Annotated in this window: 25 protein-coding genes and 1 pseudogene; 15 read left to right on the top strand and 11 right to left on the bottom strand. The window is 60.5% G+C overall.

Annotated elements, in window-relative coordinates:
• Positions 1–3: 3 nt before the first annotated feature.
• Positions 4–1,227: a beta-ketoacyl-ACP synthase I gene (gene fabB / locus Q666_RS39060; protein ID WP_031269976.1), complete on the bottom strand. Its 1,224-nt coding sequence runs from the start codon at positions 1,225–1,227 to the stop codon at positions 4–6.
• A gap of 139 nt (positions 1,228–1,366) precedes the next feature.
• A complete protein-coding gene (fabA, locus tag Q666_RS39055) occupies positions 1,367–1,873 on the bottom strand; it encodes a 3-hydroxyacyl-[acyl-carrier-protein] dehydratase FabA (RefSeq protein WP_023002450.1) in 507 nt (168 codons plus the stop codon).
• Positions 1,874–2,293: 420 nt separating this feature from the next.
• Between fabA and irrA the strand changes: the two genes are divergently transcribed.
• A complete protein-coding gene (irrA, locus tag Q666_RS39050; RefSeq protein WP_023002449.1) occupies positions 2,294–2,728 on the top strand; it encodes an iron response transcriptional regulator IrrA in 435 nt (144 codons plus the stop codon).
• Between the two features lie 25 nt (positions 2,729–2,753).
• Here the strand turns inward: irrA and Q666_RS0132860 are convergent, their stop codons facing one another.
• Both Q666_RS0132860 and nth read right to left on the bottom strand, forming a co-directional pair.
• On the bottom strand, positions 2,754–3,275 hold the full coding sequence (locus Q666_RS0132860) for a GNAT family N-acetyltransferase (RefSeq protein ID WP_161633274.1): 522 nt from the start codon (positions 3,273–3,275) through the stop codon (positions 2,754–2,756).
• Between the two features lie 23 nt (positions 3,276–3,298).
• On the bottom strand, positions 3,299–4,114 hold the full coding sequence (gene nth, locus Q666_RS39045) for an endonuclease III (RefSeq protein ID WP_023002447.1): 816 nt from the start codon (positions 4,112–4,114) through the stop codon (positions 3,299–3,301).
• Between the two features lie 22 nt (positions 4,115–4,136).
• On the opposite strand from nth, the gene Q666_RS39040 reads away from it, so the two are divergent.
• Positions 4,137–4,658: a DUF2244 domain-containing protein gene (locus tag Q666_RS39040; RefSeq protein ID WP_023002446.1), complete on the top strand. Its 522-nt coding sequence runs from the start codon at positions 4,137–4,139 to the stop codon at positions 4,656–4,658.
• Here Q666_RS39040 and Q666_RS39035 read toward each other — a convergent pair.
• Positions 4,655–5,842, bottom strand: a complete 1,188-nt coding sequence (locus tag Q666_RS39035; RefSeq protein ID WP_023002445.1) for an MFS transporter — start codon at positions 5,840–5,842, stop codon at positions 4,655–4,657. The two genes, Q666_RS39040 and Q666_RS39035, sit on opposite strands and share 4 nt — an antisense overlap.
• Positions 5,843–6,027: 185 nt before the next feature.
• Positions 6,028–8,754: a DNA mismatch repair protein MutS gene (gene mutS, locus Q666_RS39030; protein WP_023002444.1), complete on the bottom strand. Its 2,727-nt coding sequence runs from the start codon at positions 8,752–8,754 to the stop codon at positions 6,028–6,030.
• A gap of 134 nt (positions 8,755–8,888) precedes the next feature.
• Here mutS and Q666_RS39025 point away from each other — a divergent pair, with 134 nt between their 5' ends.
• The 5 genes and pseudogenes from Q666_RS39025 to Q666_RS65435 all read left to right on the top strand — a co-directional run bounded on the left by Q666_RS39025 (position 8,889) and on the right by Q666_RS65435 (position 14,262).
• Positions 8,889–11,171 carry an NADP-dependent malic enzyme gene (locus tag Q666_RS39025; protein WP_023002443.1) on the top strand — a complete coding sequence of 761 codons (2,283 nt, stop codon included), beginning with the start codon at positions 8,889–8,891 and terminating at the stop codon, positions 11,169–11,171.
• Between the two features lie 177 nt (positions 11,172–11,348).
• Positions 11,349–11,636, top strand: a pseudogene (locus Q666_RS39020) (GIY-YIG nuclease family protein).
• A gap of 232 nt (positions 11,637–11,868) precedes the next feature.
• Complete coding sequence (locus Q666_RS39015; RefSeq protein WP_023002441.1) at positions 11,869–12,525, top strand: phosphoribosylanthranilate isomerase; 657 nt, start codon at positions 11,869–11,871, stop codon at positions 12,523–12,525.
• A gap of 32 nt (positions 12,526–12,557) precedes the next feature.
• Entirely contained in the window at positions 12,558–13,763 is a 1,206-nt protein-coding gene (gene trpB / locus Q666_RS39010; protein ID WP_031269970.1) for a tryptophan synthase subunit beta, read from the top strand.
• A 328-nt stretch (positions 13,764–14,091) separates the two neighbouring features.
• Positions 14,092–14,262, top strand: coding sequence for a DUF1127 domain-containing protein (locus Q666_RS65435; protein ID WP_023002439.1), 171 nt, complete (start codon positions 14,092–14,094; stop codon positions 14,260–14,262).
• A 12-nt stretch (positions 14,263–14,274) separates the two neighbouring features.
• Here Q666_RS65435 and Q666_RS39005 read toward each other — a convergent pair whose 3' ends face one another.
• A complete protein-coding gene (locus tag Q666_RS39005) occupies positions 14,275–14,526 on the bottom strand; it encodes a hypothetical protein (RefSeq protein ID WP_023002438.1) in 252 nt (83 codons plus the stop codon).
• Positions 14,527–14,745: 219 nt separating this feature from the next.
• On the opposite strand from Q666_RS39005, the gene Q666_RS39000 reads away from it, so the two are divergent.
• The 5 genes from Q666_RS39000 to Q666_RS38980 all read left to right on the top strand — a co-directional run bounded on the left by Q666_RS39000 (position 14,746) and on the right by Q666_RS38980 (position 19,697).
• Entirely contained in the window at positions 14,746–14,928 is a 183-nt protein-coding gene (locus Q666_RS39000; RefSeq protein ID WP_023002437.1) for a hypothetical protein, read from the top strand.
• 136 nt (positions 14,929–15,064) lie between these two features.
• Positions 15,065–15,898, top strand: coding sequence for a tryptophan synthase subunit alpha (trpA, locus tag Q666_RS38995; RefSeq protein ID WP_023002436.1), 834 nt, complete (start codon positions 15,065–15,067; stop codon positions 15,896–15,898).
• A gap of 92 nt (positions 15,899–15,990) precedes the next feature.
• Positions 15,991–16,947: an acetyl-CoA carboxylase, carboxyltransferase subunit beta gene (accD, locus tag Q666_RS38990; protein WP_023002435.1), complete on the top strand. Its 957-nt coding sequence runs from the start codon at positions 15,991–15,993 to the stop codon at positions 16,945–16,947.
• Between the two features lie 137 nt (positions 16,948–17,084).
• Positions 17,085–18,401, top strand: a complete 1,317-nt coding sequence (locus Q666_RS38985) for a folylpolyglutamate synthase/dihydrofolate synthase family protein (protein WP_031269969.1) — start codon at positions 17,085–17,087, stop codon at positions 18,399–18,401.
• A 33-nt stretch (positions 18,402–18,434) separates the two neighbouring features.
• Positions 18,435–19,697, top strand: a complete 1,263-nt coding sequence (locus Q666_RS38980; RefSeq protein ID WP_023002432.1) for a hypothetical protein — start codon at positions 18,435–18,437, stop codon at positions 19,695–19,697.
• A 200-nt stretch (positions 19,698–19,897) separates the two neighbouring features.
• Here the strand turns inward: Q666_RS38980 and Q666_RS38975 are convergent, their stop codons facing one another.
• Both Q666_RS38975 and Q666_RS38970 read right to left on the bottom strand, forming a co-directional pair.
• On the bottom strand, positions 19,898–20,815 hold the full coding sequence (locus Q666_RS38975; protein ID WP_023002431.1) for a bifunctional helix-turn-helix domain-containing protein/methylated-DNA--[protein]-cysteine S-methyltransferase: 918 nt from the start codon (positions 20,813–20,815) through the stop codon (positions 19,898–19,900).
• A gap of 161 nt (positions 20,816–20,976) precedes the next feature.
• Complete coding sequence (locus Q666_RS38970) at positions 20,977–21,438, bottom strand: Lrp/AsnC family transcriptional regulator (RefSeq protein ID WP_023002430.1); 462 nt, start codon at positions 21,436–21,438, stop codon at positions 20,977–20,979.
• A gap of 130 nt (positions 21,439–21,568) precedes the next feature.
• Between Q666_RS38970 and rocF the strand changes: the two genes are divergently transcribed.
• From rocF to Q666_RS38955, 3 genes are all read left to right on the top strand, one after another.
• Entirely contained in the window at positions 21,569–22,510 is a 942-nt protein-coding gene (rocF, locus tag Q666_RS38965; protein WP_031269967.1) for an arginase, read from the top strand.
• Between the two features lie 11 nt (positions 22,511–22,521).
• Positions 22,522–23,607: an ornithine cyclodeaminase gene (locus Q666_RS38960; RefSeq protein ID WP_023002428.1), complete on the top strand. Its 1,086-nt coding sequence runs from the start codon at positions 22,522–22,524 to the stop codon at positions 23,605–23,607.
• Positions 23,608–23,886: 279 nt separating this feature from the next.
• Positions 23,887–24,438 carry a hypothetical protein gene (locus tag Q666_RS38955; RefSeq protein WP_139314178.1) on the top strand — a complete coding sequence of 184 codons (552 nt, stop codon included), beginning with the start codon at positions 23,887–23,889 and terminating at the stop codon, positions 24,436–24,438.
• Here the strand turns inward: Q666_RS38955 and pyrF are convergent.
• Positions 24,382–25,173 (bottom strand): orotidine-5'-phosphate decarboxylase, encoded by a 792-nt coding sequence (gene pyrF / locus Q666_RS38950; RefSeq protein WP_023002426.1) that lies wholly within the window; start codon positions 25,171–25,173, stop codon positions 24,382–24,384. The two genes, Q666_RS38955 and pyrF, sit on opposite strands and share 57 nt — an antisense overlap.
• A gap of 75 nt (positions 25,174–25,248) precedes the next feature.
• Positions 25,249–26,097 (bottom strand): SDR family NAD(P)-dependent oxidoreductase, encoded by an 849-nt coding sequence (locus tag Q666_RS38945; RefSeq protein WP_023002425.1) that lies wholly within the window; start codon positions 26,095–26,097, stop codon positions 25,249–25,251.
• Between the last annotated feature and the right edge of the window lie 70 nt (positions 26,098–26,167).

Genomic DNA, 26,167 nt, shown 5'->3' with positions numbered 1-26,167 from the left:
TCCTCAGCCGTGAAAGCGCGACAGCGCGAGCGACGCGTTGGTGCCGCCAAAGCCGAAGCTGTTGGAAAGAACCGTGTCGAGGCCTGCATTGTCCACGCGCTCGGTCACGATCTCGCCCGGCTTCAGGGCCGGATCCAGCTCGTTGATGTTGGCAGACGCTGTCATGAAGTCGTTCTGCAGCATCAGCAGGCAGTAAATGGCTTCCTGAACGCCGGTCGCACCCAGGCTGTGGCCGGTGAGCGATTTGGTCGAAGACACCGGCGGCTGGTTTTCACCGAACACGCGGCGGATCGCTTCGATTTCGCCGATATCGCCGACGGGTGTCGAGGTGCCATGGCTGTTGATGTAGTTGACCTTGCGGTCGCCCAGGGTCGAGGTGGCAAGGCGCATGCAGCGCTCGCCGCCTTCACCGGAAGGCGCCACCATGTCGTAGCCGTCGGAGTTGGCTGCGTAGCCGGTAACCTCGGCATAGATTTTCGCGCCGCGCGCCTTGGCGTGTTCCAGTTCTTCCAGAACCACCACACCGCCACCACCGGCAATCACGAAGCCGTCGCGGGTCGCGTCATAGGCCCGCGATGCGGTCTGAGGGGTGTCGTTGTACTTGGAGGACATGGCGCCCATGGCGTCGAACAGACAGGACAGGGTCCAATCTAGTTCCTCGCCACCACCGGCAAACATGACGTCCTGCTTGCCGAACTGGATCTGTTCGGTAGCTGCACCGATGCAATGTGCCGAGGTGGAGCAGGCCGACGTGATGGAATAGTTGATGCCCTTGATCTTGAACGGCGTCGCCAGGCAGGCAGAGTTGGTGGAGCTCATGCCGCGGGTCACCATGAACGGGCCCATGCGCTTGGGCGACCCTTTTTCCAGCACGATCTGGTGCGCCTGGAACAGGTTCTTGGTCGACGGACCACCGGAACCCATGATCAGGCCGGTGCGCGGGTTGGAGATGTCGGTTTCTTCCAGACCGCTGTCGGCAATCGCCTGCTGCATGGAGATGTAGTTATAGGCGGCACCGTCGCCCATGAAGCGCAGCTGGCGCTTGTCGATGAGCGAAGCGATATCGACATTCGGCATGCCGTGTACCTGGCTTCTGAAGCCGTGTTCCGCGTAATCCGGAGCGAAGCTGATGCCGGACTTGCCTTCTCGAAGGCTGGACAGCACTTCTTCGGTGTTTGCTCCGATGGACGACACGATACCCATGCCGGTGACGACAACGCGTCTCATTGCGGTCTCCTATTGTCTTGACTGCACCACAGCTCTCAGGGGGTGTGTCGAGAGCCTGCAGGCACATACATAATATGCAAACCGGCGCTCCCAATGAAAAAGAAGCGCCGGTGCCATCAATTGATCCTGCGAACGGGTGTCAGGTCTTTGCCAGGCCGACGCGCAAATCGGTCGCCTTGTAAATCTGTTCACCGTCCGCCTTCAACCAGCCGTCGGCAATGCCGAGAACCAGGCGACCCTTCATGACCCGCTTGAAGTCGACACCGTATTCCACCAGCTTCACGTCCGGCGTAACCATGCCCTTGAACTTCACTTCACCGGTCGACAGGGCCATGCCCTTGCCTTCAAGGCCCAGCCAGCCAAGGAAGAAACCGGTCAGCTGCCACAGGGCGTCGAGACCAAGGCAGCCCGGCATCACCGGATTTCCCTGGAAATGGCACGGGAAGAACCAGAGATCCGGCTTGATGTCGAACTCGGCGCGAGCGAACCCCTTGTCGAATTCACCGCCGGTTTCGGAAAGTTCCGTGATCCGGTCGAACATCAGCATCGGGGGAAGAGGCAGCTGGGCATTGCCCGGGCCAAACAGCTCGCCGCGGCCGCAGGCGAGAAGTGCTTCATAATCGTAGCTGGAGCGGCGATCGGTCATTCGGGATCCGTGTTTTGTCTCCTGCCAGAGAAATTCCCAGGGCAGGTTCGGTTTGTTTTCGGTTCGTTTGAGGCGCCTTCCTAACACAGGGGAACCATGACCGAAAGATGTCACTTGCGCGAAGTTACTCGGTTTTTTCGGGCGTTTCGCCAAGTTTTGTGCGTATTCGACGTAATCTGCGCATCCGGCTCCGGGACACCGGCTTGCGGCTGTTTGGTCAGCGCTTGCACGAACCTTCCGAACGCGCCGCAGTTGCGCCCTGATTTCCGCTCAGGTTGCCCTTTACGTTTAAAACTTGCATCTTGGGTACAAGAAATGGCAGATATAGGCCAATGTTAGTGAAAACGGCCCGGCGCAACGTTTGCGCGGTACATATTTGCGCCGTTTCAAGAAGCGACCCTGGACCTGGATCGGATCGGAATGACAACACTTGTGGTGCATGAAACCGGCGACAAGAAGAATGTGACCGACATGCTGCGGTCTGCAGGCCTTCGGCCGACGCGCCAGCGTGTCTCGCTTGCAGAAATTCTGTACTCCCGGGGCGATCGCCACATCTCGGCCGAGCTGCTTCATGAAGAGGCGGTCGACGCCGATGTGCCGGTCTCTCTCGCCACGGTCTACAACACGCTGCACCAGTTCACCGAAGCCGGTCTGCTGCGCGAAGTCGCGATCGACGGCAACAAGACCTACTTCGACACCAATGTGTCCGACCACCATCACTTCTTCATCGAAGGCGAAAACCGGGTGATCGACATTCCGGGCGAAGGTGTAGGCATCGGCGCTCTGCCGAAAGCACCCGAAGGCATGGAAATCGTTCGTGTCGACGTGGTCGTACGCGTTCGCGAGAAACGCTGATCGTCGCGATTGATTGCGGCGGCCCTCAGGCCAGACCGCTTTCCACATAACGCAATTTCCATTCGTAATAGTTGGAGGTCGTCCCGATCTCCGCCAGATGCCGCTGGCCATCCGGCTCGAAGCCAAGTTTCTTCAGGAGGTTGGCGGAGCGGACGTTTTCCGGATGCGTGATCGCGCACAGCGTGCGCAGCTTAAGTTCCCGGGTAACGAAGTCCAGCACGCTCTGCCCGGCCTCGCGCCCGAACCCCTTTCCGCGGTGGTCTTCCAGAAAGGCAAAGCCAAGGTCCGGGTACTTCAGTTCCTTGCGCACCACCAGACCGCACACACCAACCGGTGTCAGCGATGGTTTCAGATCCAGGATCCAAAGCCCGACTCCATGGGCGGCAAAGCGCGCCAGCGTCTTGTTCTTGATGTAGTTGGCCGCGTCTTCCTCGGTCTTGATACCGTGGTCGGCGATAAATCGGATGTAATCCGGCTCATTCATGAGCTGGTGGTAAAAAGCGGCATCATTGCTGGAAGGCAAGCGGAAGCGAAGCCTCTCGCTCACGGGAAATGGTCCAAGCGGGAAACTCACGCAACTGTTTCCTTTTCAATAAGGGCTTTGGTGCGCAGGGCAATATCCGGCACCGCATCAAAAAGTTCTTTCTCCGTGCTCCGGCACAGATCGTAAATCACACAGCGCCGGCACTCCGGTTTGCGCGCCTTGCAGATGTACCGGCCATGCAGGATGAGCCAGTGGTGGGCATGGAGCGCAAATTCCACCGGCACGACCTTCTCCATGGCTTTTTCCACGTCGAGAGGCGTCTTGCCGGGGGCAATGCCTATGCGGTTGCCCAGGCGAAACAGATGCGTGTCGACGGCAATGGTCGGGTGGCCGAAGAAGATGTTCAGAACCACATTTGCGGTCTTGCGGCCGACACCGGGCAGCGCTTCCAGCGCTTCGCGGTCTTCCGGAACCTCGCCGCCATGGTCGCGGATCAGCTGCTCGGACAACAGGATGACGTTCTTGGCCTTGTTCTTGTAAAGGCCGATCGTCTTTATTTCCTCCCGCACCCGGTCCTCCCCGAGCGCCACCATCTTTTCCGGTGTGTCGGCAATCTGGAACAGGTGTCTTGTTGCCCGGTTCACGCCAACGTCGGTTGCCTGGGCCGAAAGCACCACGGCAACCAGAAGCGTGAAAGCATTGACATAATCCAGTTCGCCCTTCGGTTCCGGATTGTCGGCATGGAAGCGCTGGAAGATCGCAAAGGTTTCCGCTTTCGTATAGCGGGACCGTTTCAGCACCTTGCCGGGGTTGTCCACGGAGGGTGCTTTTCTCCGGGTCTGTTTGGATTTTGCGGGCCGGCGTGCTGCCGCAGTCTTGGAAGGGCTCTTTGCTTGCGTCATCTTCTCTCTATAATCATTCCTCATGAGCAAGAACAATCCGAAACCCCTGCGGGATGGCGAATTGCCGGATCAGGACCGGCCGTTTTTCACTGCCGTTCTGACCCCTCACCGGTCTCTGGGGCCAAACGGATTCCTGGTTCTCATGTGCTTCTTCGGCGGTGTCAGTTTCATCGCCGGTATTCTGTTTCTGCGTATCGGCGCCTGGCCGGTTTTCGGGTTCTTCGGACTTGATATCGCGCTGCTCTGGTTTGCCTTTCGGATGAACTACCACTCCGCACGAACTTTCGAGGAAGTGGTTGTCTCGCGGCACGAGATCGCGATCCGCAAGGTTGGCCCGGGCAAGAAATACCAGGAATACCGTTTCAATCCCTTCTGGGTCCGCCTGACGGTCGACCGGATCGAGGACGAAGGGGTCGTCAAGGTGACCCTCCTCAGTCGGGGTGAACAGGTCGATCTCGGCAATTTCCTGAATCCCGATGACAGAACGAGTTTTGCCGGTGCCATGGCCAATGCGTTGTCCGTCGCCAAGTCAGGCGGTGTCTAGGCTCCTTCTTCAATGACTTTGGGCTGCACCTTGAGCGTTGCAAGCAGAACGGCCAGGGCCGCGGTTGCCGAAAGCGCTGCGGTGTAAAGCACGGTCTGAAAGCTGGCCGCACTGGCGATGAAACCCATCGAAATGCTGCCGATCATGCCACCGAGGAACAGGCTGTTCATGTAAACCGCCGTTGCCCGGCCCGGCCGGTCCGGTGCGAAGCTCTGCACGAAGCTGATCGCGACACCGGCAAACAGGCCATAATAAGTCCCTTCCAGTACCGCGATGGCCAGCACCTGCCAGAGTGCGGTCACCTGGGCAAACAGCACCATGCTGACCGCGGCAAGGCACGCTGCCAGCAGCAGCACCTGGCGAATGCCGATGCGCTCGGCAAGGCGAACCGAGCCGAAGATGACAAAGACTTCCAGCAGGCATTTGACCGACAGTGCCAAGCCGGGTGTTGCGCCGGGCAGATGTGTTTCCTGCACGAAGAACAGCGGCATCGCCGAGACGAACAGCGAATTGGTGATGACAAAGCCAAGGCAGGTCAGCCCGGCAATCTGAAGACCCCAGTTGATCGGCGCCTTGCCGTTTGTCTTGGAACGCTCTCGTGCTGACCTGAAGTCCGCCGGAACGACAATGTACCAGAGCATCAGGTAGACAATGCCGATCGCAAAGGCGCACAGGAAGGCGGCGGCAAAGCCGAAGGCTGCAACCACCGAAAAGGAGACTGCCGGCCCGATCATCCACGCAAGTGAAACCATCATGCGCAGCCAGGAATTGACCCTGGCAACGTCCATGCCCTGCTGTTCGGCAAAAAGGCGGCCGAAGGTAAAGACGACACCCGCGCCCATGTTGGAAAGGCTCATCAGGGGGGCGATCAGAACGAGCAGCATCACCAGACTGCTGATCTGGGTCAGCAGTGCGGCGAGCGTGATATAGGCGACAACAGAGACGACCAGCAGGCTCTTGACCGGAAAACGGTTGTCCAGCCGTTCGCCTGCCCATCGATTGACGGCCAGCGTCAGCGGCATCACCAGACCGGAGTAAAGCCCCACCTGCCAGGGTTCGGCGCCCAGCCCTTCCACAATGAAAAAACTCATCAGCGGCACCAGCGCCGAAACGCCGAGGCTGTTGGTGAATTGAAGAAGCAGAATCAGCAATGCCTGTCGGGGCAGTTGCAGGAGGGACAACATGACGATCGCCGGAAAAGTGAAATAAGCAAGAATTACAACCTAACTGGGTTGTATCGCCCCGTCACCGCTTTTTTTTGCCGAACGCGCGTCTGCCGATCGCGCAACCGGTTTCGGAAAGTTTCGAAAACCAGACAATCCCGAACGCTATCGCCACTCAAATCAGCGGCACAATTCGAACCTGACAACTAGTCGTCCGGCGTCACCCGTAGCGTCTTCAGCCGGTACAGCGCTTCCAGCGCTTCGCGCGGGGTCATGTCATCCGGATTGATTGCTTCAAGCGCGACCGAGACGGGATCGGGTTCCGCAAACCCTGCCGGAGCGCTGGGCGCAGGCGCGGTCAGGCTTGCGAAAAGCGGCAGTTCGTCGATCAGGCTCTCAGCCGGCGAGCGGCGGTCCTGCTCTTCCAGCTGGCTGAGCACCTGCTTGGAGCGTTCGACGACGGATACCGGCAGACCCGCCAGCTTGGCCACCTGAATACCGTAGGACCGGTCGGCTGCGCCCGGAACGATCTCGTGCAGGAAGATAACGTCGCCTTTCCATTCCTTCACCGAGACGGTGGCATTTGAAAGCCGGGCCAGCTTGGCGGAAAGGGCAGTCAGTTCGTGGTAGTGAGTCGCAAACAGGGCACGGGACCTGTTGACCTCATGAAGATGTTCGATCGTCGCCCAGGCAATGGACAGGCCGTCGAACGTCGCAGTGCCACGGCCGATTTCGTCCAGGATCACGAGTGAGCGGTCACCGGCCTGATTGAGGATTGCGGCGGTCTCGACCATCTCCACCATGAAGGTGGAACGGCCGCGCGCAAGATCGTCTGCCGCGCCGACGCGGGAGAACAACCTGTCGACCACGCCGATATGGGCTGCTGCTGCCGGCACATATCCGCCCGTTTGGGCCATCACGGCAATCAGTGCGTTCTGGCGCAGGAAAGTCGATTTACCGGCCATGTTCGGACCGGTAATCAGCCAGATATGGCCGATATCCTCGTCCACTTCCGGACCGAGATTGGCATCATTGGCAACAAAACTGTCACCGCCGGATTTCTTCAGCGCCTTTTCGACCACCGGATGACGTCCACCCTTGATGTCGAAGGCGCGGCTGTCATCGACGACGGGCCGGACATAGCTTTCTTCCTGGGCAAGTTTCGCAAGCGCCGCCGAAACATCCAGAATGCTGAGGCCGTGGGCGGCGGCCTTGATTGCTTCCCCTGCGTCGATGATCGCCTTGGCAAGCCGGTCGAAGATTTCCAGCTCGATGGCAAGCGAGCGTTCGCCGGCACTGGCGATCTTCGATTCCAGATCCGCAAGCTCCGTGGTGGTGAAGCGCATGGCGCCGGCCATGGTCTGGCGGTGGATGAACCGGCCGGGATCTCCGGTCAGCTTTTCCGTCTGCGCGGAAGGCGCCTCGATGAACCAGCCGAGCACATTGTTGTGCTTGATCTTCAGCGACCTCAGGCCGAGTTCTTCTGAATAGTCTGCCTGAAGCTTCGCGATGACCTTTCGGCTTTCGTCGCGCAGGGAGCGCAGTTCGTCCAGATCGGCGTTGTAACCGGTGGCGATGAAACCGCCGTCGCGTTTCAGAAGCGGCGGCTCTTCTTTCAGTGCCATCGTCAATTCGCTGCCGAGATCGTGCGGGGCCTGTTCCAGACTGGCGCGCGCAGCAGCGATTTCCGCCGGAATCGTTCCCGCCGTCGCACTGGTCTGGTCGAGCACTGCCCGCGCGGCCTCAAGCCCCTGGGCAACCGACAAGATATCGCGCGGCCCGCCGCGGTTGAGCGCAATCCGCGACAGGGCCCGGGCCATGTCCGGGGCGCCTTTCAGTGTCTGGCGCAGGCCTTCGCGCATGATTTCGTTTTCAAGAAAGAAGGCAACGCCGTCGAGCCTGTGCTGGATCGCATCGACATTGACCAGCGGTCCGGCCAGGCGGCTGGCGAGCAGGCGCGAGCCGCCGCCTGTCACTGTCCGGTCGATTGTCGCCAGCAGCGAGCCCTGCTTTTCGCCCGAAAGCGTGCGGGACAGCTCCAGATTGGCCCGGGTTGCCGGATCGATCAGCATGCGCCCGGCGCCGGCCTCGCGCACGGGCGGATCCAGCGGCGGGCGTTCGCCGAGCTGGGTCTTCTCGATGTAGGCAAGAATGCCGGCGGCGGCGGAAAGCTCCGCCCGGCTGAAGGTGCCGAAGCCGTCGAGGGTCTTCACACCAAAGTAATGCGCAAGCCGGTCCGTGGCGGTGGAACTGTCGAAAAAGGCACGTGGCACCGGTGACAGCGCACCGCCCGCCTGTTCGGCTGTCAGGCGCAACTCGCTTTCCTGCAGCAGATTGTCCGACAGGATCAGTTCGCGCGGGGAAACCTGGGCAAGGTCGGCGGCAAGACGCTGATGATCGGTTTCCGACACCTGGAAGGAGCCGGTGGACATGTCGATCCAGGCAAGGCCATAGACCGCGCTGCCGTCCAGCGAGCCGCCCTTCAACCGGGTCAGCGCCATCAGGTAGTTGTTGGCACCGGCATCCAGCAGGCGTTCTTCCGTCAGCGTTCCGGGGGTGACGAGACGCACGACATCGCGCCGGACGACGGATTTGGAGCCGCGTTTCTTGGCCTCGGCCGGATCTTCCGTCTGTTCGCAGACCGATACCCGGTGCCCCTTGGCAATCAGCTTGTTGAGATAGTCGTCGGCTGCATGCACCGGCACCCCGCACATCGGAATGTCGGCACCCTGGTGCTTGCCACGCTTGGTCAGCGTGATTCCGAGCGCGGCGGAGGCAACCTCGGCGTCCTCGAAAAACAGTTCGTAGAAATCGCCCATCCGGTAGAACAGAAGGCTGTCCGGATTGGCAGCCTTGATCTCCAGGAACTGGGCCATCATTGGCGTGACCTTGCTGTCCGCCGGGGTGATTTCTTGCGCGCTCTGTCCACTCATGCCTGATACCTAGCAAACTGAGCGGACCATTCCACCAAGGGCCTATTCCATCTTGGCTTGAGGCTTCATTTTCCAGGGGATAAGGTCGGGCTCCCGCCCCGTAAAGAGAGCGCGCAAGAGGAAACGCCCAAACCATGTCCGCCGACAAGAAACCGACCAAGACCAATGTCAGCTTCACCGACCAGGAAGCGCTGCAATTCCACCAGGAAGGCCGCCCCGGGAAGCTGGAAATTGCGCCCACCAAACCGATGGCGACCCAGCGCGACCTGTCGCTGGCCTATTCGCCCGGCGTGGCGGTGCCGGTGCGGTCGATCGCGGAAGACCCCAGCCGTGCCTATGACTACACCACCAAAGGCAACATGGTTGCGGTGATTTCCAATGGCACGGCTATTCTGGGCCTCGGCAATCTGGGCGCGCTTGCCTCAAAGCCGGTGATGGAAGGCAAGTCCGTCCTGTTCAAGCGCTTCGCCGACGTCGATTCCATCGATCTGGAAGTCGATACCGAAGAGGTCGATGAATTCATCAATGCGGTCCGCTATCTCGGTCCTTCCTTCGGCGGGATCAACCTGGAGGACATCAAGGCGCCGGACTGTTTCATCATCGAACAGCGCCTGCGCGAACTGATGAACATTCCCGTCTTCCATGACGACCAGCATGGCACGGCCATCATCGCGGCGGCGGGTCTCATCAACGCCCTTCACCTGACCGGTCGCGACATGAAGGACACCAAGGTGGTCTGCAATGGCGCGGGTGCGGCCGGCATTGCCTGCATCGAACTCGTGAAGGCAATGGGCATTCCGAACGAGAACGTCACTTTGTGCGATACCAAGGGTGTCATCTACAAGGGCCGCGAAGAGGGCATGAACCAATGGAAGTCCGCCCACGCGGTCGAAACCAAGGCACGCTCGCTCTATGACGCCCTCAAGGGCGCTGACGTCTTCTTCGGCGTTTCTGCAAAGGGCGCGTTGACGCCTGACATGCTGCGGGTCATGGCACCGAACCCGATCATTTTCGCCATGGCCAACCCGGACCCGGAAATCACGCCGGAAGAGGCGGCGGAAGTGCGCGACGATGCAATTGTCGCGACCGGGCGTTCGGACTATCCGAACCAGGTCAACAACGTGCTCGGCTTTCCTTATATTTTCCGCGGCGCGCTTGATGTTCAGGCCACCACGATCAACGACGCCATGAAAGTTGCCTGCGCACACGCACTGGCGGAACTGGCGCGGGAGGAAGTGCCGGACGAAGTTGCCGCGGCCTATCGGGGCAACCGGCCGAAGTTCGGTCCGGAATACATCATTCCGGTGCCCTTCGATCCGCGCCTGATCCACACCATTCCGCCTGCGGTCGCCCAGGCTGCGATGGAGTCCGGCGTCGCCCGCAAGCCGATTGTCGATATGGAGGCCTACAAGCACCAGCTCTCCGCCCGCCGCGACCCTGTCGCCGGCACCTTGCAGCGGATCTTCTCCAAGGTGCGCCAGCAGCCCAAGCGGGTCGTCTTCGCCGAGGGCGAGGAAGAACCGGTCATCCGCGCAGCGACAAGCTTCGTGTCGCAGGGCCTGGGTGAGGCCATCCTGATCGGCCGCGAAGACGAAATCAAATCCATGGCCGAACGCGCGGGCATCGACATCGACCGGCCGGGCATTTCCATCCAGAACGCGCGGCTTTCCAACCGCAACAGCGACTACGCGCAGTATCTCTACGGCCGCCTGCAGCGCCGGGGCTACCTGCTGCGCGACTGCCAGCGCATGGTCAACAACGACCGCAACTACTGGGGTGCGATCATGGTCGCGCGCGGCGACGCCGATGCCATGGTGACCGGTCTGACCCGGAACTATTCCGTCGCTCTCGATACGGTGAAGGCCACCATCGATCCGAAGCCCGGTCACCGGGTCATCGGCGTGTCGCTGGCACTGGCCCGCGGCCGTACCGTGCTAATCGCCGATACGGCGGTGATCGACATGCCGACATCGGAAGAACTGGCGGACATCGCCGAGGAAGCGGCGCATGTCGCACGCAAATTCGGCTACGAACCGCGTGTTGCCATGCTGGCCTATTCCACCTTCGGCCATCCAAAGGGCGAACGCTCGGAAAAGGTCATCGAGGCGGTCAAGATCCTCGAACGCCGCCGCGTTGACTTTGAATTCGACGGCGAAATGGCCGCGGACATCGCGCTCAACATGGACCGAATGGCCGCCTATCCGTTCTGCCGCCTGTCCGGTCCGGCCAACGTTCTGGTCATGCCGGCGTTCCACTCGGCATCCATCTCTACCAAGATGTTGCAGGAACTGGGCGGCGCCACGGTCATCGGCCCGCTGCTCGTCGGCTTCGACAAGTCGATCCAGATCGTTCCCCTGGGTGCGAAGGACAGCGACATCGTCAACATGGCCGCCATCGCGGCGTTCAATGTGACGTGAGGTGGTGATTATTCCGCTGAATTAGGGGCGCTCCGATCCCGGATCTCCGCTGCGCTGCGTCCGGGATGACGAAGATAGGTCTGGTAAAACCTTTCAGTCGTCATCCCGGGCAAGCAAAGCGCGACCCGGGATCGGGGAGCCACCCCAAAACCTCTCGAAACCCGGAGTGACCATCGTTTGACAGCCTGGGTCTACATCCTTGCCTCGCGACCGTTCGAAACTCTTTACACGGGCGTGACGACGGACTTGGCCCGCCGGGTTTACGAGCACCGCGAAGGTCTGATTGAGGGTTTTTCCAACCGATACGGAACGAAATCCCTGGTCTGGTAAGAACAGCACGAAGAGACCGGGGCTGCGATTACCCGCGAAAAACAGATCAAGCGTTGGCGCCGGCAATGGAAATTCGATCTGATCGAGGAGATGAACCCGGACTGGCAGGATCTGTATCTGGTTCTAAATCAGTAACAACTACCTTGATCTCTCGGTCGTCATCCCGGACGCAGCGTAGCGAAGATCCGGGATCGGGGAGCCCCGAAGCGCTGCGGCAACACACATGGAAATCCAAAGTCCGGTGTCTCGTCGTACTTAAGCTGCAAGTCACTCGATAGAGGGGCGATAGCGTGCAATTGCGCCTTTTCGCTTCGCGATAGCTAATCTTTTTTGACAAACCCTGCCCCAACGGCGATACCTCGAAACCATGTCGGATATTAAAGTCAAAATCTGCGGTCTTTCGACCGAGGACACCATGGCGGCGGCGCTGGATGCCGGTGCGGATATGGTCGGGTTGATGTTCTTCCCGAAGAGCCCGCGTCATGTGTCGCTCAGCCAGGCCTGCCGGCTGGCCGATATGGCGCGCGGCCGGGCGGAGATCGTGGCGGTAACCGTCAACATGGATCTCGACGGCCTGTCCCGTATCAACGAGCTGGTGAAGCCCGATACGTTCCAGTTTCATGGCGAGGAAGCTCCGGAAGCCCTGGCAGCGGCCAAGGTGATGCAGGGCACCAAGGTCATGAAGGCGATTTCGATTTCCGACCGTTCAGATCTGGAGCAGGCGCACTATTATGCTGTTGTGGCAGATCGTCTCCTGTTCGATGCCAAGCCACCGAAAGGGTCCGAACTGCCCGGCGGTAACGGCGTCTCCTACGACTGGACGATCCTGAAAGACCTTGACCTGAAGAAGCCCTTCATGCTTTCCGGAGGACTTGATCCGGAGAACGTCGCCGAGGCGATCCGTTTGAGCGGCGTCAGCGAGGTGGATGTTTCCTCCGGCGTCGAGCGGGAAAAGGGCGTCAAGGACAGTGGTCTCATTCGCGCATTCTTGGCGGCGGCCAAGGGCGTCAAGGTTCCGGGCTGAACCCCGGGTGAAGGAGTAAACGCGTGAACGATATGGCTAACAGCATCCGGACCGGTCCGGACGACCGCGGGCATTTCGGTATTTTTGGCGGCCGCTATGTTGCCGAAACGCTGATGCCGCTGATCCTGGACCTGGAACAGCACTACAAGGACGCCAAGAACGATCCGGCTTTCAAGACCGAGATCGAGACGCTGAACAAACACTACACCGGCCGTCCGTCGCCGCTTTATTTTGCCGAGCGTCTGACGAAGGAACTCGGCGGTGCCAAGGTCTACTTCAAGCGTGATGAGCTGAATCACACCGGATCGCACAAGATCAACAATTGCGTCGGTCAGATCCTGCTCGCCAAGCGCATGGGCAAGACCCGCATCATCGCGGAAACCGGCGCCGGTCAGCACGGTGTCGCGACAGCGACAGTCTGTGCCCGCTTCGGTCTGCCCTGCGTTGTCTACATGGGCAAGACCGACGTGGAACGGCAGAAGCCGAACGTCTTCCGCATGAAACTTCTGGGCGCGGAAATCGTGCCGGTGACCGCCGGTGCCGGCACCTTGAAGGACGCCATGAACGAGGCGCTGCGCGACTGGGTGACCAACGTCGAGGACACCTACTACCTGATCGGTACTGCCGCGGGCCCCCATCCCTATCCGGAAATGGTGCGCGACTTCCAGTCGGTGATCGGCAAGGAACTGCGCGAACAGATGATGGAAGCCGAAGGCCGGCTGCCGGATGCGCTGGTTGCCGCCGTCGGTGGTGGTTCCAATGCCATTGGCCTGTTCCATCCGTTCCTGGACGACAAGGACGTCAAGATTTACGGCGTCGAAGCTGGTGGCCGTGGCCTTCAGGGGGAAGAACACTGCGCATCCCTGACCGCAGGCAAGCCGGGCGTTCTGCACGGCAACCGCACCTACCTGCTGCAGGACGACGACGGCCAGATCCTGGAAGGTCACTCGATTTCCGCCGGTCTCGATTATCCGGGCATTGGACCGGAGCATTCCTGGCTGAAGGAAATCGGCCGTGTGGACTATGTACCGGTCATGGACGACGAGGCTCTGGAAGCTTTCCAGATGCTCACACGCGTTGAAGGCATCATCCCGGCGCTGGAGCCGGCCCACGCGCTGGCCCATGTCGTGAAACTGGCCCCGCAAATGGACAAGGACCAGATCATCGTCATGAACCTGTGCGGCCGGGGCGACAAGGACGTCTTTGCCGTTGGCCAGATGCTGGGCTTCGATCTCTGATAGCCCGCTTCGAACGGAACCCTGGAAAACCGCGTATCGAAAGGTGCGCGGTTTTTCTTTTTGCCGCTCCGGACTGTCATCCCCTCCGCCAAGAGAAAGGCCTGGCGCCTGCACGTCATCAATGCGGGTTTTGGATAGGGCCGACGTTCCATTTTGACCGCGATGACAACGCGGCTTGCCACCGGCCCCTAACGCCGGTTAACCAGCCCCGCCAGTTTGGAAATGCTGCAATGCAAACTTGTGCGTTGTGAATCCGCCGGGAAAGACTAAATCAGCCGCGAATGAAACAGGGTCGGCGCTATTGCCGGCCGCTTGAGGAAACCCCGAAATGGCTTTCGATCTTCTGACCGGCTTCGTCCGCGACTTTCGCGCTTCCCGCAAGGTTGCCGGCGAAATCGCACGCATGAACCACCTGAACGACGCCCAGCTTGCCGATCTCGGCCTGGAACGCAGCGAAATCACCAGCCGCGCCTTCGCCCGTCATTTCAAACGGCGCTAAGGCTGCAGCCAGTCAGGCGCTGCGTTTGTAAGCAGCGCGCAGTGGCACGGCTATGGGTTTTGCCGTCAACATGGCTTCCAGCAACTGCTGGCGGCCCCGGGCGTCCAGACCGGTCGCCTGTTGTGCCAGCGCCGGGTCTGATTGCGCGGAAGAAACTTCGGCAACACCCTTGCGCTGGGCAAAACCCAGGTGAAAATCCCTCATCCGGCGCCACAGCTTTTCAGTGAAAGGCTGAGGAGCGGGTTCGAACAGGGAATGGGCCATTTTCAGCTCCTTATTTGTTTGGTGGCTCAGTGGTTCGTTCTACAATAGGTGCACGCAGTGCATTTTTCTAGGCGCAATTTGTGCACATTTCGCCTATCAGCCATGCATTTTTCGCGGGTCTGACCTGCGCTTCCACAGCTTGCTGCACTGCAAAAAAGCCATAAGGTGCGGCCCGGTTGCGATTCCGGATCGCGGCATCAATCTTTTTTGGTTTTTGAGATGAGCACCTTGCAGGCCCTCCATATCAGCGCGCCATCGGCAGCGCCCCTCGCCACCGTGTTTCGCGGTGCCGGAAACCCGTTCACGCGCTCCGGCCGGGCGAAGCCCATGGGCAGCGAACATGTCTACCGGGCGGATGCCGCCCTGCGCGCTATCGGCCTGATCGACTATCCAAGCCGCTGACCGGTCTGGGTTCGGAGCCTGTTTCAACGCTCCGAATCTGCATGAGACAATTGACATTGCACGCACTGCCCCCGTACATCGCTGAAACGGAAACGCCCCGGAGGGTCCCGGATGGCGCGAAAAAGGGTAGCAGTGAATGACGGATACGCGTATCGACCGCCGTTTTAAAGCCTGTGCGGATGCCGGCCGGCCGGCCTTGGTCACCTTTATCACCGCAGGCGATCCGGATCTGCAGACCTCGCAAGCCCTCCTGAACGCCCTTCCGGCAGCAGGTGCCGACGTTATCGAACTCGGCATGCCGTTTTCCGACCCGATGGCCGAAGGCATCCCGATTCAGCTTGGCAATCAGCGTGCGCTGGCTGCGGGGCACACCATGGACAAGACCCTGGACATGGTTCGTGAGTTCCGCAAGCAGGACCAGGATACGCCGATCATCCTGATGGGGTATTACAATCCGATCTACGTGCGAGACCCGAAGGTTTTCGTGCAAGTAGCCAAGGACGCTGGTGTCGACGGCTTCATCATTGTCGATATTCCGGCAGAAGCAGATGACGAACTCTGCATTCCGGCCCTGGAAGCAGGTCTCAATTTCATTCGCCTGGCAACACCCACCACTGACGACAAGCGTCTGCCTGCCGTTCTGGCCAACACCTCCGGTTTCGTTTATTACGTCTCCGTGACCGGCATCACCGGCGCCAATATCGCCGATACCGGTCGGGTGACCACCGCGGTCAAGCGGATCAAGGGCCACACGGACCTGCCGGTTGCCGTCGGTTTCGGCGTGAAGACCGCAGACCAGGCAGCGGAAATCGGCAAGGATGCCGACGGTGTCGTGGTCGGGTCGGTTCTGGTCAATGCCATCCGTGACAGCCTCGATGAGGCCGGCAAGGCGACTGACAAAACCGTTCAGACCGTCGTCGACCTGGTATCCGACCTGGCCTCCGGATGCGCCCGGTCAAGAACAGCCTGACTGGTCAGCCATCGGCTGGTCTGAATTGAAGGATTTCGGACGGACCCCATATCTCCGTCCAATGGTAACTCGAGTAGCGGGACGCGTTTGACGTGAACTGGATCAATTCTATCGTACGCCCCAAGATCCGTGATCTTTGGAAAAAGCGCGAAGTTCCGGAAAACCTTTGGATCAAGTGTCCGGAAACCGGTGAAATGGTGTTTCACCGGGATCTGGAAGCCAATCTCTGGGTGATTCCGAATTCCGGTCATCACATGCGCATCCCGGCGCGCAAACGCGTTGAGGCTTTGTTTGACGGCGGCAAATACACCGAGGTCGATACCCCGGAAGTGCATGCCGATCCGCACAAGTTCCGCGACAGCAAGCGCTACACCGACCGCCTGAAGGAAGCCCGCACCAAATCCGGCGAAGACGAAGCTGTGATCGTGGCCCAGGGCCAGGTCAACGGCACGCCGCTGACCATTGCCGTGCAGAACTTCGATTTCATCGCCGGCTCGCTCGGCATGGCCGCGGGTGAAGCGATCCTTGCCGGCATGCTGAAAGCGGTCGAGGACAAGACGCCTTTCGTCATGTTTGCCGCTTCCGGCGGTGCACGCATGCAGGAAGGCATTCTGTCGCTGATGCAGATGCCGCGCACCACGGTCGGTGTGCAGATGCTGCGCGAAGCGGGACTGCCCTATATCGTCGTCTTGACCAACCCGACCACAGGCGGCGTCTCGGCCTCCTACGCCATGCTTGGCGACGTGCACATTGCCGAACCGGGCGCCCAGATCGGCTTCGCAGGCCGCCGCGTGATCGAACAGACCGTGCGCGAAAAGTTGCCGGACGATTTCCAGACTGCCGAATATCTTCTCGACCACGGCATGATCGACATGGTGGTGCCGCGCCAGAAGATGAAGGAAACACTGGCACGCATCTGCGGTATCCTGATGAAGCGGGAAGTCGAACTGCCGAAGCTTGAAGCGCCGAAGGAGCCGGCACCGGAAGCCGAAGCCAAGCCTGCCGAAACGGCTGCGGAGCCTGCCAAGGGCGCGGAAGCTGCCAGCTAGGTGGCTTCGTTACACGAATACGTCGCGAAAGCGGCCTGACACGACATTTCCGGGCTGTCCGCTTGTCTCGCGGGCGGCCTTCCCGTAAAGGCGTTAGTCAAACGCAACCGGGAAAAAGGGACCCTGCGGAGGGCGCCTTGGATCAAATCACGAAAATTCTGGACCGTTTGCTGGCGCTGCATCCGAAGGAGATAGATCTCTCGCTCGGTCGCATGTACCGCCTGCTGGAAGCGCTCGGGCATCCCGAACAGCGCCTGCCGCCGGTGATTCACGTCGCCGGTACCAACGGCAAGGGCTCGGTTACCGCCACCATGCGGGCGATCCTGGAAGCTTCCGGAAAACGCTGCCACGTCTACACCTCGCCGCACCTGGTTTCCTTCAACGAGCGCATTCGGCTCGGCTCGGATGGCAAATTCGTCTCCGATCCGGTCCTCTATGAGGCCCTGCACCGCTGCGAAGAAGCCAATGGCGGTGAGGAAATCACCTTTTTCGAGATCACCACCGCTGCTGCCTTGCTCCTGTTCGCGGAAAATCCCGCAGATGTGCTGCTGCTTGAAGTCGGTCTCGGAGGCCGTCTAGACGCGACCAACGTGATCGACCGGCCGCTTGCCACGGTGATTACCCAGGTTTCGATGGACCACGAGAAGTTTCTGGGTGACGACCTGTCGGTGATTGCTGCCGAAAAGGCCGGAATCATAAAGCCGGGCGTGCCGGTCATCTGCGCTGCGCAGGAAGACAGCGCCATGGCAACGATTGCGCGTCAGGCAGCGCGCAACAAGGCGCCGATCGAAGTGTTCGGGCAGGATTTCGCAGCCCAGGAAGACCAGGGCCGCATGGCGTTTCAGGACGAGGACGAATTGATCGACCTGCCTGTGCCCGTGCTTGGTGGCCGTCACCAGTTCTCCAATGCGGCTGTCGCCATTGCGGCGTTGAAGGCGGCGGGCATGTTGCCGGATGGCGATACGATTGCCCACGGCCTGAAAACGGTCAACTGGCCCGGACGGCTGCAGCCGATCACCAGCGGACCTTTGCATGACCTGTGTCCGGAAGGGTCGGAAGTCTGGGTCGATGGTGGCCACAATCCCGGCGCGGGCATTTCGATCGCCCAGTTCATGGGCGAACAGGAAGAGCGCTCACCCCGGCCGCTTTACCTCGTGTCCGGCATGCTGACGACAAAGGATCCCGTCGGATTCTTCCGTCCGTTCCACGGACTTGCACGCCATGTCGGCACGGTGCCGATCACCACGACACCCACCGCAAGGGAGCCGGAAGACCTGGCCGATCTTGCCCGCTGTGCGGGACTTGAAGCGACGCCGTTTCAATCACTGGACGCGGCGCTGGCAGATGTGGCAGCTTGTGCGGCAAAAGATGGCGAGCCGCCCCGGATTCTGATTTGCGGGTCGCTCTATCTGGCTGGTGAAGTTCTGGCGCGCAGCGGTCTGGCGCCGGTCTGAGGCGTCACCGGCCTCTGCCCGAGGAGGCCCTGAATGTTCGGTTTTGAAACCTGTCGCCCAAAGCTTGCAGGCGCTTTCCTGGGCGCTCTGCTCTTGAGCGTGCCTGCAAACGCGCTCACCGAACAATATGAGACGCCACCGGAGCAGGATCCGGCCACACTTCTCGACGGCAAGGAACTCGGTCCCGGCTATGCGGTACTCTCGCCGGTGCGCGGTGACGGTTTCCTGCGGATTTATCAGGTTCAGACCGATCTCGGCGTCGAGCAGATCGAAGGCGACGGCATGCTCAAGCTGCGCCTGCACGAAATCCAGGTGCTGATTGCCCTAGACAGTCTGAAGAACGACGCAAGCTTCGTTGACGGCCTCAAGCAGGCGGCCATGAAGCCGGTCGAGTTCGTCGAAAGCACGGTGACCGATCCTGTGGGAACCGCAAAGAACACCGTTTCCGGTGTCGGCCGCATGTTCGGCCGCCTCACCAAGGGCGTCGAGGCCGCTGTCAGCGGCAAGGGCGGATCTCCGGCGGAACTTGCCAAGTCGATCACCGGCCAGGCCAAGGCCCGGCGCGAACTTGCGGTCGATGTGGGTGTCGATCCCTATACGTTCTACCGGCCGTTATCGGAAAAGCTCGACGAAACCGCCAGCGTGACCACGGCAGGCAACTGGACGGTGAGCGCAATTACCAGCCTCCTGCCCGGCGGTATCATCGTAAATGCCGCGCGGCAGGCAGACAATTTCCGCAATCTCATCGTCGACAGCACGCCGACCGAGCTGCAGGAACGCACCTCAAGCGTTCTGCGCGCCGTGGGCGTGCCCGAGGTGACGAATGCCAAGCTCATGGGCAATCCGTTCTACACGGCTTCCGAAAAGGCCGCGATCGCCTATCAGATGCAGGCAATGCCCGGTGTGAAGGACCTTTACCTGATTGCCGAAAAGGCGGCTGATGCCGACAGCCGGGATCTTGCCTATTTCCAGCTTCGTCGTGTCGTTCTCATGGAAACCTACAACAGCACGGTTTCGCCGCTGGGAGACATCAAGCTGGTGTCCGGCATCCCCGTCGCCCTGCGCCGTGACGGCATCGCCGCCATCGTCATGCCTTTCGATCATGTGGCCTGGACCCAGACCGTGGCGCAGACCTTCTCCGCCATGCACGAAGGCCTCGGCACCTTGCCCTTCCCGCCAACGGGCGTCGACTTCCTGATCACCGGCGACGTCACACCCATGGCCGCCGAACGCATCGCCGCATTCGGCTGGGAAATCACCGGCAACTATCCGATGCCGAAGGGGCCGGTGTTTTAGGGTCTCCGGCTGTCATTCCGGACAAGTGAGGCAAGCCGAACGCAGATCCGGAATCCAGATGCTTTTCGCGCCTAAGGCGCGGCCGCTTCTTCTTTCAAGCGGGTTTCGCTTCGCTCATGCTGATGTCTGGATTCCGGATCTGCGCGCATCGATGCTGCGCTTGTCCGGAATGACGGACGGTGGGTTCATTTTGCCCCCCCTCAAAGACACTCCAGAACCGGCCCGGACAAGCCGCTTTCCCAGCCGAGGATGGCGCGTTTGCGGGTGAGGCCCCAGTGGTAGCCGCCGAGTTTGCCGCCTTTGGCGAGCACCCTGTGGCAGGGGACGACGAACGAGAGCGGGTTGCGGCCGACTGCGGTGCCGACAGCGCGGGATGCCTTCGGGTTGCCGAGGCAGGCGGCGATGTCGGAATAGGTGGTGGCCTTGCCCATCGGGATCTTCAGCAGGGTTTGCCAGACCCTGATTTCAAAATCGGTACCAATCATAACGATGTTGAGCGGTTGATCCTCTTGCCACTTTTTCGGATCGAAGACGCGCCGGGCAAATTGCGCCGTCGCATCCTGATCCTGGACGAAAACGGCTGCGGGCCAGCGCTCGCACATGTCTTCCAGGGCAGAGGTTTCCTCGCCCGGATCGGCAAATCCCAGACCGGCCAAACCCTTGTCGGTGGCCATCACCAGAACCTGGCCGAAAGGGGAAGGATGAAAGCCGTAGGCAATTGAAAGACCTGCGCCACGATTGCGGTAATCGCCAGGCGTCATGGCTTCATGGGTGACGAAAAGGTCGTGCAGCCGGCCGGATCCGGACAAGCCCACTTCGTAGGTCGCGTCGAGAACACTGGCGGACTCGCGCAGCAGCGCCTTGGCGTGATCCAGCGTGATTGCCTGCAGGAACTGCTTCGGCGTCAGTCCGGCCCAGCGCGAAAACACGCGTTGCAGCTGGATGGGTTGAAGACCGGCTTCCCTGGCCAGCTGGTCCAGCGTGGGCTGCTCGCGCCAGTCTTCGGTGATCCGCTTCAAGGTGCGGCGAACGACGTCGTAGTGCTGCGCAGCCTCCTCGCCGATGGAGATCGGGGTCGGTTCGGACGTCAGGCTGGTAAGGTCGAGCGCTTTGGTCATGGCGGTTTCTTCATGCTGAACTTGAAGTCTGCTCCGATCTTAGTCGGCGAACAACAGGGGATCGACCCGATTTGCGATCCGTCTCATGATCCTTGGCGCTTTGGTACCAGTTTCCGCTTCACTCGGCCGGAATGACTGCACAGAAACCGGGACTGGCGTTGCTACCCCAGAACATCCTTGAATTCGCTGGCCGAAACCGCAGGTCCCTTGCGCGTGGTCAGAAGCAGGCTCGTCTCCGTGCCGGTAATACCCTCGATCAGGCGAATGCGATTGAGTGCATCGTCAAAGGCAGCAAGATCGCGCGTGGCGACGTCCAGTACCAGATCCCACTTGCCGTTTGTTGAATGGATCGCGCGAACCTCCGTCATGGCGCTGAGCGAGCGGATCACCGGTTCGGTGTTGTGGCCGTCTACGACTACCAGCGTCACCGCGCGGATCGGCAGATCGCGCCAGTCGTCGCGCAGGACGGCGGTAAATCCCAGGATTTCTCCCGTGTCGACCAGCTTCTCCATGCGAGAGCGCACGGTGGCGCGTGAGACCTTCAGATCACCTGCCAATTCGGACACTGACCTTCGCCCGTCATGGCGCAGAAGCGAGATCAATCGAAGATCCAGATCGTCCATTTTTCCATTCCGATAAATTGAGCTTATCAAAATGATAAATCTGGCTGCTCTTTTGATCAAGTGTCCGGATTTACTCCGCCGCGGCGTTTCAGCACACTTTTGACAGTTGAATTTTGAGGCGGAGCAGGACGTGAACGTCGTTGAGAAACAGATTGTGCTGGTTGGAGCTCCGGTGGATGAAGGCGCCGGTCAGCGCGGCTGCCTCATGGGACCGGACGCCTATCGAACCGCCGGCCTGCAGGAGACGCTGCAGGAACTCGGCCATTCGGTCGTCGACCACGGAAATCTGAGCCCGGCGGAAGTTGGCAGCCTCACCCCTCCCAACAGGATACTGCGGAATTACCGCGCCTATGTTGCCTGGACCCGGGCGCTCCACCAGAAGGCGGCGGAACTTGGCGAAGGACCGGGTTTTCCGATTTATCTTGGCGGCGATCACGCCATGGCGGCGGGCACCGTTTCGGGTCAGGCAAGGGCGGCAGCAGCACTCGGGCGCCCGCTTTTCGTGCTTTGGCTCGATGCGCATTCGGATTTTCACACGCTGGACAGCACCGCCAGCGGCAACCTTCACGGTACGCCGCTCGCGTTTCTGTGCGGCCTGCCCGGATTTGACGATCTGCTCGGCAGCCCGCTGGAACACACCCTGAAACCGCAGAATGTCGAGATCCTCGGCGTTCGCTCGATCGATGATGCCGAGCGCAACCTGCTGGTCAGCCACGGCGTCGGTGTCAGCGACATGCGCCGGATCGATGAGGAAGGCATCGGCACTCTTCTGAAGCCGTTTCTGGAGCGTGTAAGGGCCGAAAACGGCCTTCTGCATGTCAGCCTGGATGTCGATTTTCTGGATCCGTCAATCGCCCCGGCCGTCGGCACCACCGTTCCGGGCGGCGCGACCTTCCGCGAAGCCCATCTGGTGATGGAGATGCTGCATGACAGTGGTCTCGTCACCTCTCTCGACCTGGTCGAGCTCAATCCCTTCCTGGACGAACGCGGAAAAACCGCGCGTCTGATGGTCGAACTGACCGGCAGCCTGTTTGGCCGCCGGGTCTTCGACCGGCCGACAAGAAGCTTCTAGAGGACCGAACAATGTCAAACAGCCCCATCAATCTCCTGCCGTCGGATCTGGCCTATGTGCCCTTCGTCAGCGTCGACAACATGATGCGCAATGTCCGCGCGATTGGCGTCGAAACCTTCATGCGTGGCATCGCCGAATATATCGAGCAGGATTTCCTGCGATGGGAAAGCTTCGACAAGAAACCGCGTATTCCGGCGCATGCGCCTCAGGGTGTCATCGAGCTGATGCCGACCAGTGACGGCAAGACCTTCGGCTTCAAGTATGTCAACGGTCATCCCGGCAACACCCGTGATGGTCTGCAGACTGTTACCGGCTTCGGTGTTCTGTCGAACCTGACGACCGGCTATCCGGTGCTGTTCACCGAGATGACCATCCTGACGGCCTTGCGCACGGCAGCCAACTCGGCGCTTGCCGCCAAATACCTGGCACCCAAGGGGTCCACCACGATGGCGATCGTCGGCAATGGCGCACAGTCCGACTTCCAGTGCCTGGCGTTCAAGGACATGCTCGGGATCACCGACATCCGCGCCTACGACATCGACAGCGCTGCAAGTTTGCGCCTTGCCCGCAACCTCGCCACTTCCGGGCTGAACGTGACCATTTGCAAGACGCCGGAAGATGCGATCGAAGGCGCGCAGATCATCACCACCGTAACCGCGGACAAGAAATCGGCGACGATCCTGACCGACAACATGGTCGGCACCGGCGTTCACATTAACGCGGTCGGCGGCGACTGCCCGGGCAAGACCGAGCTGCATCGCGATATCCTGCTGCGGTCCGATATCTTTGTCGAGTTCCCGGACCAGACCCATATCGAGGGTGAATTCCAGCAGCTCGACCGCGATCATCCGGTTACCGAACTCTGGCAGGTCTACGCCGGCAAGGCAGAAGGCCGCGCTTCGCAGGACCAGATTACGCTGTTCGACAGCGTCGGCTTTGCCATCGAGGACTTTGCCGCCCTGCGCTACGTCCGCGATCTTCTGCCCAGAACCGGTCACTTCGAGAAGCTCGACCTGCTGGCTGATCCGGACGACCCGCGTGACCTCTACGGCATGGTTCTCCGGTCTGCGGCCAATGGAGACAACCAGGCAGCGTGACCTGAGATCACGTGATTGTAGCAAACTGGACCACCGCTTCGGCGGTGGTTTTTTTCTGGCCTTGGTCAACCGGCCTCTACCCCTTCTCTCCAGGGAAAGAAACGGTTCCGGAAAGCACTAGTGTCATCCCGGGAAAGCATGGCGGAACCCGGTTCGCGTTGTTCAGGAGAGGAAGTGGGACCCGACAAGGGTGATGCCAAAAAACGCCTGACATCAGTCACTTATTTTAAGGTTTTCGGTGTTGAGTTGGCGTCATCCTACCTTTTCGGGGACCTTTTGATGACATTCAGAATTTTGACCGGCCTCGGACTCGGCCTGCTTGCCGCTTCCGCTGTTCAGGCCAAGGAACAGTATTTTTCCTACAAGGACTGGAATGTAGAGATTCAGTCGTTTGATACGGGCGAAGACTTTCGTATCAACTGCACCATGTGGACCGGCGGCGACGGCCTGCCCACCGTAGGCTTTGCGACGTCCAACAGCGATGCATTGCCGCCGGACTTCTTCCCCGGTGTCCAGCTGACGGAACGTGCCGTCCGCGGCCATGCGACGGTTCTTCAGAATGATCAGAAGGTCAATTTCGTCTTTGATGACGGCGACAGCGCGCAGGCAACGGTCCAAGCCTATTTCGATGAAGACGGTTTCGCCGTCGCCCAGACCTATTTCCCGATTGAGGACGCTCAGCGCGTCCTGCAGGCGATGCAACGAAACGGGCAGATCGATATCGTCGGACCGAGTGGCCTCATCTATACCGCTTCCCTGAGCGGATTTACCGCGTCATATCGAAAAGTTGCCGAAGGATGCGGCTTTCCGGTTACCGGTGTTATCGACTAGCGGCGGCAGGTTCAGCGCCTCTTCTATTTCGGCAACCACGGCATCGGCCGCCGCACCCGGATCTTCGGCCCGGCTGATCGGGCGGCCGACCACCAGGTAGTCGCTACCAGCCTGAATCGCGTCCGCCGGGGTCATCACCCGGCGCTGGTCTCCGGCGTCGCTGCCGGCAGGGCGGATGCCGGGGGTGACGATCACAAGCTCGTCTCCAAGGATGGCGCGCATTTTTGTGGCTTCGGTGGCGGCGCAGACGATGCCGCCCATGCCAGCCACACGGGCGTCCTTCGCCCGCGCTTCCACCACATCGCCAATCGGGCCGCGATACCCTGCATCGACCAGGTCCTGCTCGTCCATGGAGGTCAGCACCGTCACCCCAAGCAGGCACAGATCGGGATTACCCTCCTCCCGCAGGCCTTTCACGGCAGCACGCATGGTTTTCGGGTAGCCATGCAGGGTCATGAAGGTCATGCCCATCTTGGCGACATTGCGTACGGCCTTTTCGATGGTGTTGTCGATATCGTGCAGCTTGACGTCCAGAAAGATCTTCTTGCCGTCACGCGCCAGGTCACGGGCGAATTCCAGCCCGCCGGCAAACTGAAGTTCCATGCCGATCTTGTAGACACCGACCTTGCCTTCAGTCTGCTTTACCAGCTTCTCGGCCTCGGCAACCGTCGGCACGTCGACAGGCAGCATCAGGCGATCCAGAGCGGTTTTCGGGGAGAAAGGGCTGGTCGGCATGGGCAGATCCTCGGATTTTGGGGCAGGTGCCAGTGCATAGCACCAAGGATCGCCCAGCGCCAGAACTACCCAGAACTACGCCTTGCCTGTTCGCTCGAATTCTGCAAAGGCATCCTTGTAGTCGTCATGCCAGCGCGACAGCGGCGGCCGGTTTTCAATGATATCGCCGATGGCCCATTCTGCCCGGCGATTGTCCCTGGTGCTGTCGACGTCATTGTCCGGGCACAGGATGTAGAAATCGCCCGCTGACATCCGTTCGATGAAATGATCGACGGTCTGCTCGCTGGTCCAGGCCGCGTCCGGCTTCTCCGGAAAGTGGCTTGCGGTCATGCCCGTGTAGGTGAACCCAGGCACGAACAGATGCACCGAAATGGGCGCACCGGCCTGCCGCAGTTCATGGGCAAGCTGTTCGCTGAGCACTTTCACGGCTGCCTTGGTGGTGTTGTAGCCGGGGTTTCCCGGAGGTGTCGTGATGCCCTGCTTCGATCCGGTGTTGACGATGATCGCCGGGCGGGCAGCCTCGATCAGGCGCGGCGTGAAGGCATGGACACCGCGCAGGACGCCGTAGAAATTGATGTCCATCAGGCGGACCCAATTGTCGAAGTCCTCCCAGGCAGAGGTCGGCAGGCTGATGCCGGCGTTGTTCATCAGGACCGCGACGGGCCCGGTCTGAAAAGCCTTCTCGGCCAGGGCTTCCACCTGCGCCATGTCACCGACATCGGTCGGAACCGCGAAAATATCGACACCGACCGTACCGGCGGCACGCACCTTTTCCGTTGCCTCTTCAAGGGCCGGACCGGGCAGATCGGCAAGAATGACGCCCAGTCCTGCCTGGGCGAAGCGGGTGGCAGCGGCCAGTCCGACGCCGCTGGCAGCACCGGTAACGACGGCAATCCCGCCTTCTGAAATGGCTTTTTTGTACATGATGGATTTCCCCCAAAATGGATTTCAGGAACGCGGCGACAGACGAATGCCGATTTGCCTGTCTGCAAGA

The sequence above is a fragment of the Labrenzia sp. C1B70 genome, assembly GCF_000475395.1.
Taxonomy (GTDB): Bacteria; Pseudomonadota; Alphaproteobacteria; order Rhizobiales; family Stappiaceae; genus Roseibium; species Roseibium algicola.
This window is presented reverse-complemented; position numbering and strand designations above follow the sequence as displayed.

Coding starts and splice junctions, on each gene's coding strand:
- Q666_RS39005 (WP_023002438.1), bottom strand. CDS start 14,526: ATGGCCCATTCCCTGTTCGAACCCGCTCCTCAGCCTTTCACTGAAAAG.
- nth (WP_023002447.1), bottom strand. CDS start 4,114: ATGACGCAAGCAAAGAGCCCTTCCAAGACTGCGGCAGCACGCCGGCCC.
- fabA (WP_023002450.1), bottom strand. CDS start 1,873: ATGACCGATCGCCGCTCCAGCTACGATTATGAAGCACTTCTCGCCTGC.
- trpB (WP_031269970.1), top strand. CDS start 12,558: ATGGCTAACAGCATCCGGACCGGTCCGGACGACCGCGGGCATTTCGGT.
- Q666_RS38945 (WP_023002425.1), bottom strand. CDS start 26,097: ATGTACAAAAAAGCCATTTCAGAAGGCGGGATTGCCGTCGTTACCGGT.
- Q666_RS38955 (WP_139314178.1), top strand. CDS start 23,887: ATGACATTCAGAATTTTGACCGGCCTCGGACTCGGCCTGCTTGCCGCT.
- Q666_RS38975 (WP_023002431.1), bottom strand. CDS start 20,815: ATGACCAAAGCGCTCGACCTTACCAGCCTGACGTCCGAACCGACCCCG.
- Q666_RS39035 (WP_023002445.1), bottom strand. CDS start 5,842: ATGTTGTCCCTCCTGCAACTGCCCCGACAGGCATTGCTGATTCTGCTT.
- Q666_RS39040 (WP_023002446.1), top strand. CDS start 4,137: ATGAGCAAGAACAATCCGAAACCCCTGCGGGATGGCGAATTGCCGGAT.
- Q666_RS38980 (WP_023002432.1), top strand. CDS start 18,435: ATGTTCGGTTTTGAAACCTGTCGCCCAAAGCTTGCAGGCGCTTTCCTG.
- fabB (WP_031269976.1), bottom strand. CDS start 1,227: ATGAGACGCGTTGTCGTCACCGGCATGGGTATCGTGTCGTCCATCGGA.
- pyrF (WP_023002426.1), bottom strand. CDS start 25,173: ATGCCGACCAGCCCTTTCTCCCCGAAAACCGCTCTGGATCGCCTGATG.
- mutS (WP_023002444.1), bottom strand. CDS start 8,754: ATGAGTGGACAGAGCGCGCAAGAAATCACCCCGGCGGACAGCAAGGTC.
- Q666_RS38960 (WP_023002428.1), top strand. CDS start 22,522: ATGTCAAACAGCCCCATCAATCTCCTGCCGTCGGATCTGGCCTATGTG.
- Q666_RS38970 (WP_023002430.1), bottom strand. CDS start 21,438: ATGGACGATCTGGATCTTCGATTGATCTCGCTTCTGCGCCATGACGGG.
- Q666_RS39000 (WP_023002437.1), top strand. CDS start 14,746: ATGAGCACCTTGCAGGCCCTCCATATCAGCGCGCCATCGGCAGCGCCC.
- Q666_RS39015 (WP_023002441.1), top strand. CDS start 11,869: ATGTCGGATATTAAAGTCAAAATCTGCGGTCTTTCGACCGAGGACACC.
- irrA (WP_023002449.1), top strand. CDS start 2,294: ATGACAACACTTGTGGTGCATGAAACCGGCGACAAGAAGAATGTGACC.
- Q666_RS65435 (WP_023002439.1), top strand. CDS start 14,092: ATGGCTTTCGATCTTCTGACCGGCTTCGTCCGCGACTTTCGCGCTTCC.
- Q666_RS39025 (WP_023002443.1), top strand. CDS start 8,889: ATGTCCGCCGACAAGAAACCGACCAAGACCAATGTCAGCTTCACCGAC.
- trpA (WP_023002436.1), top strand. CDS start 15,065: ATGACGGATACGCGTATCGACCGCCGTTTTAAAGCCTGTGCGGATGCC.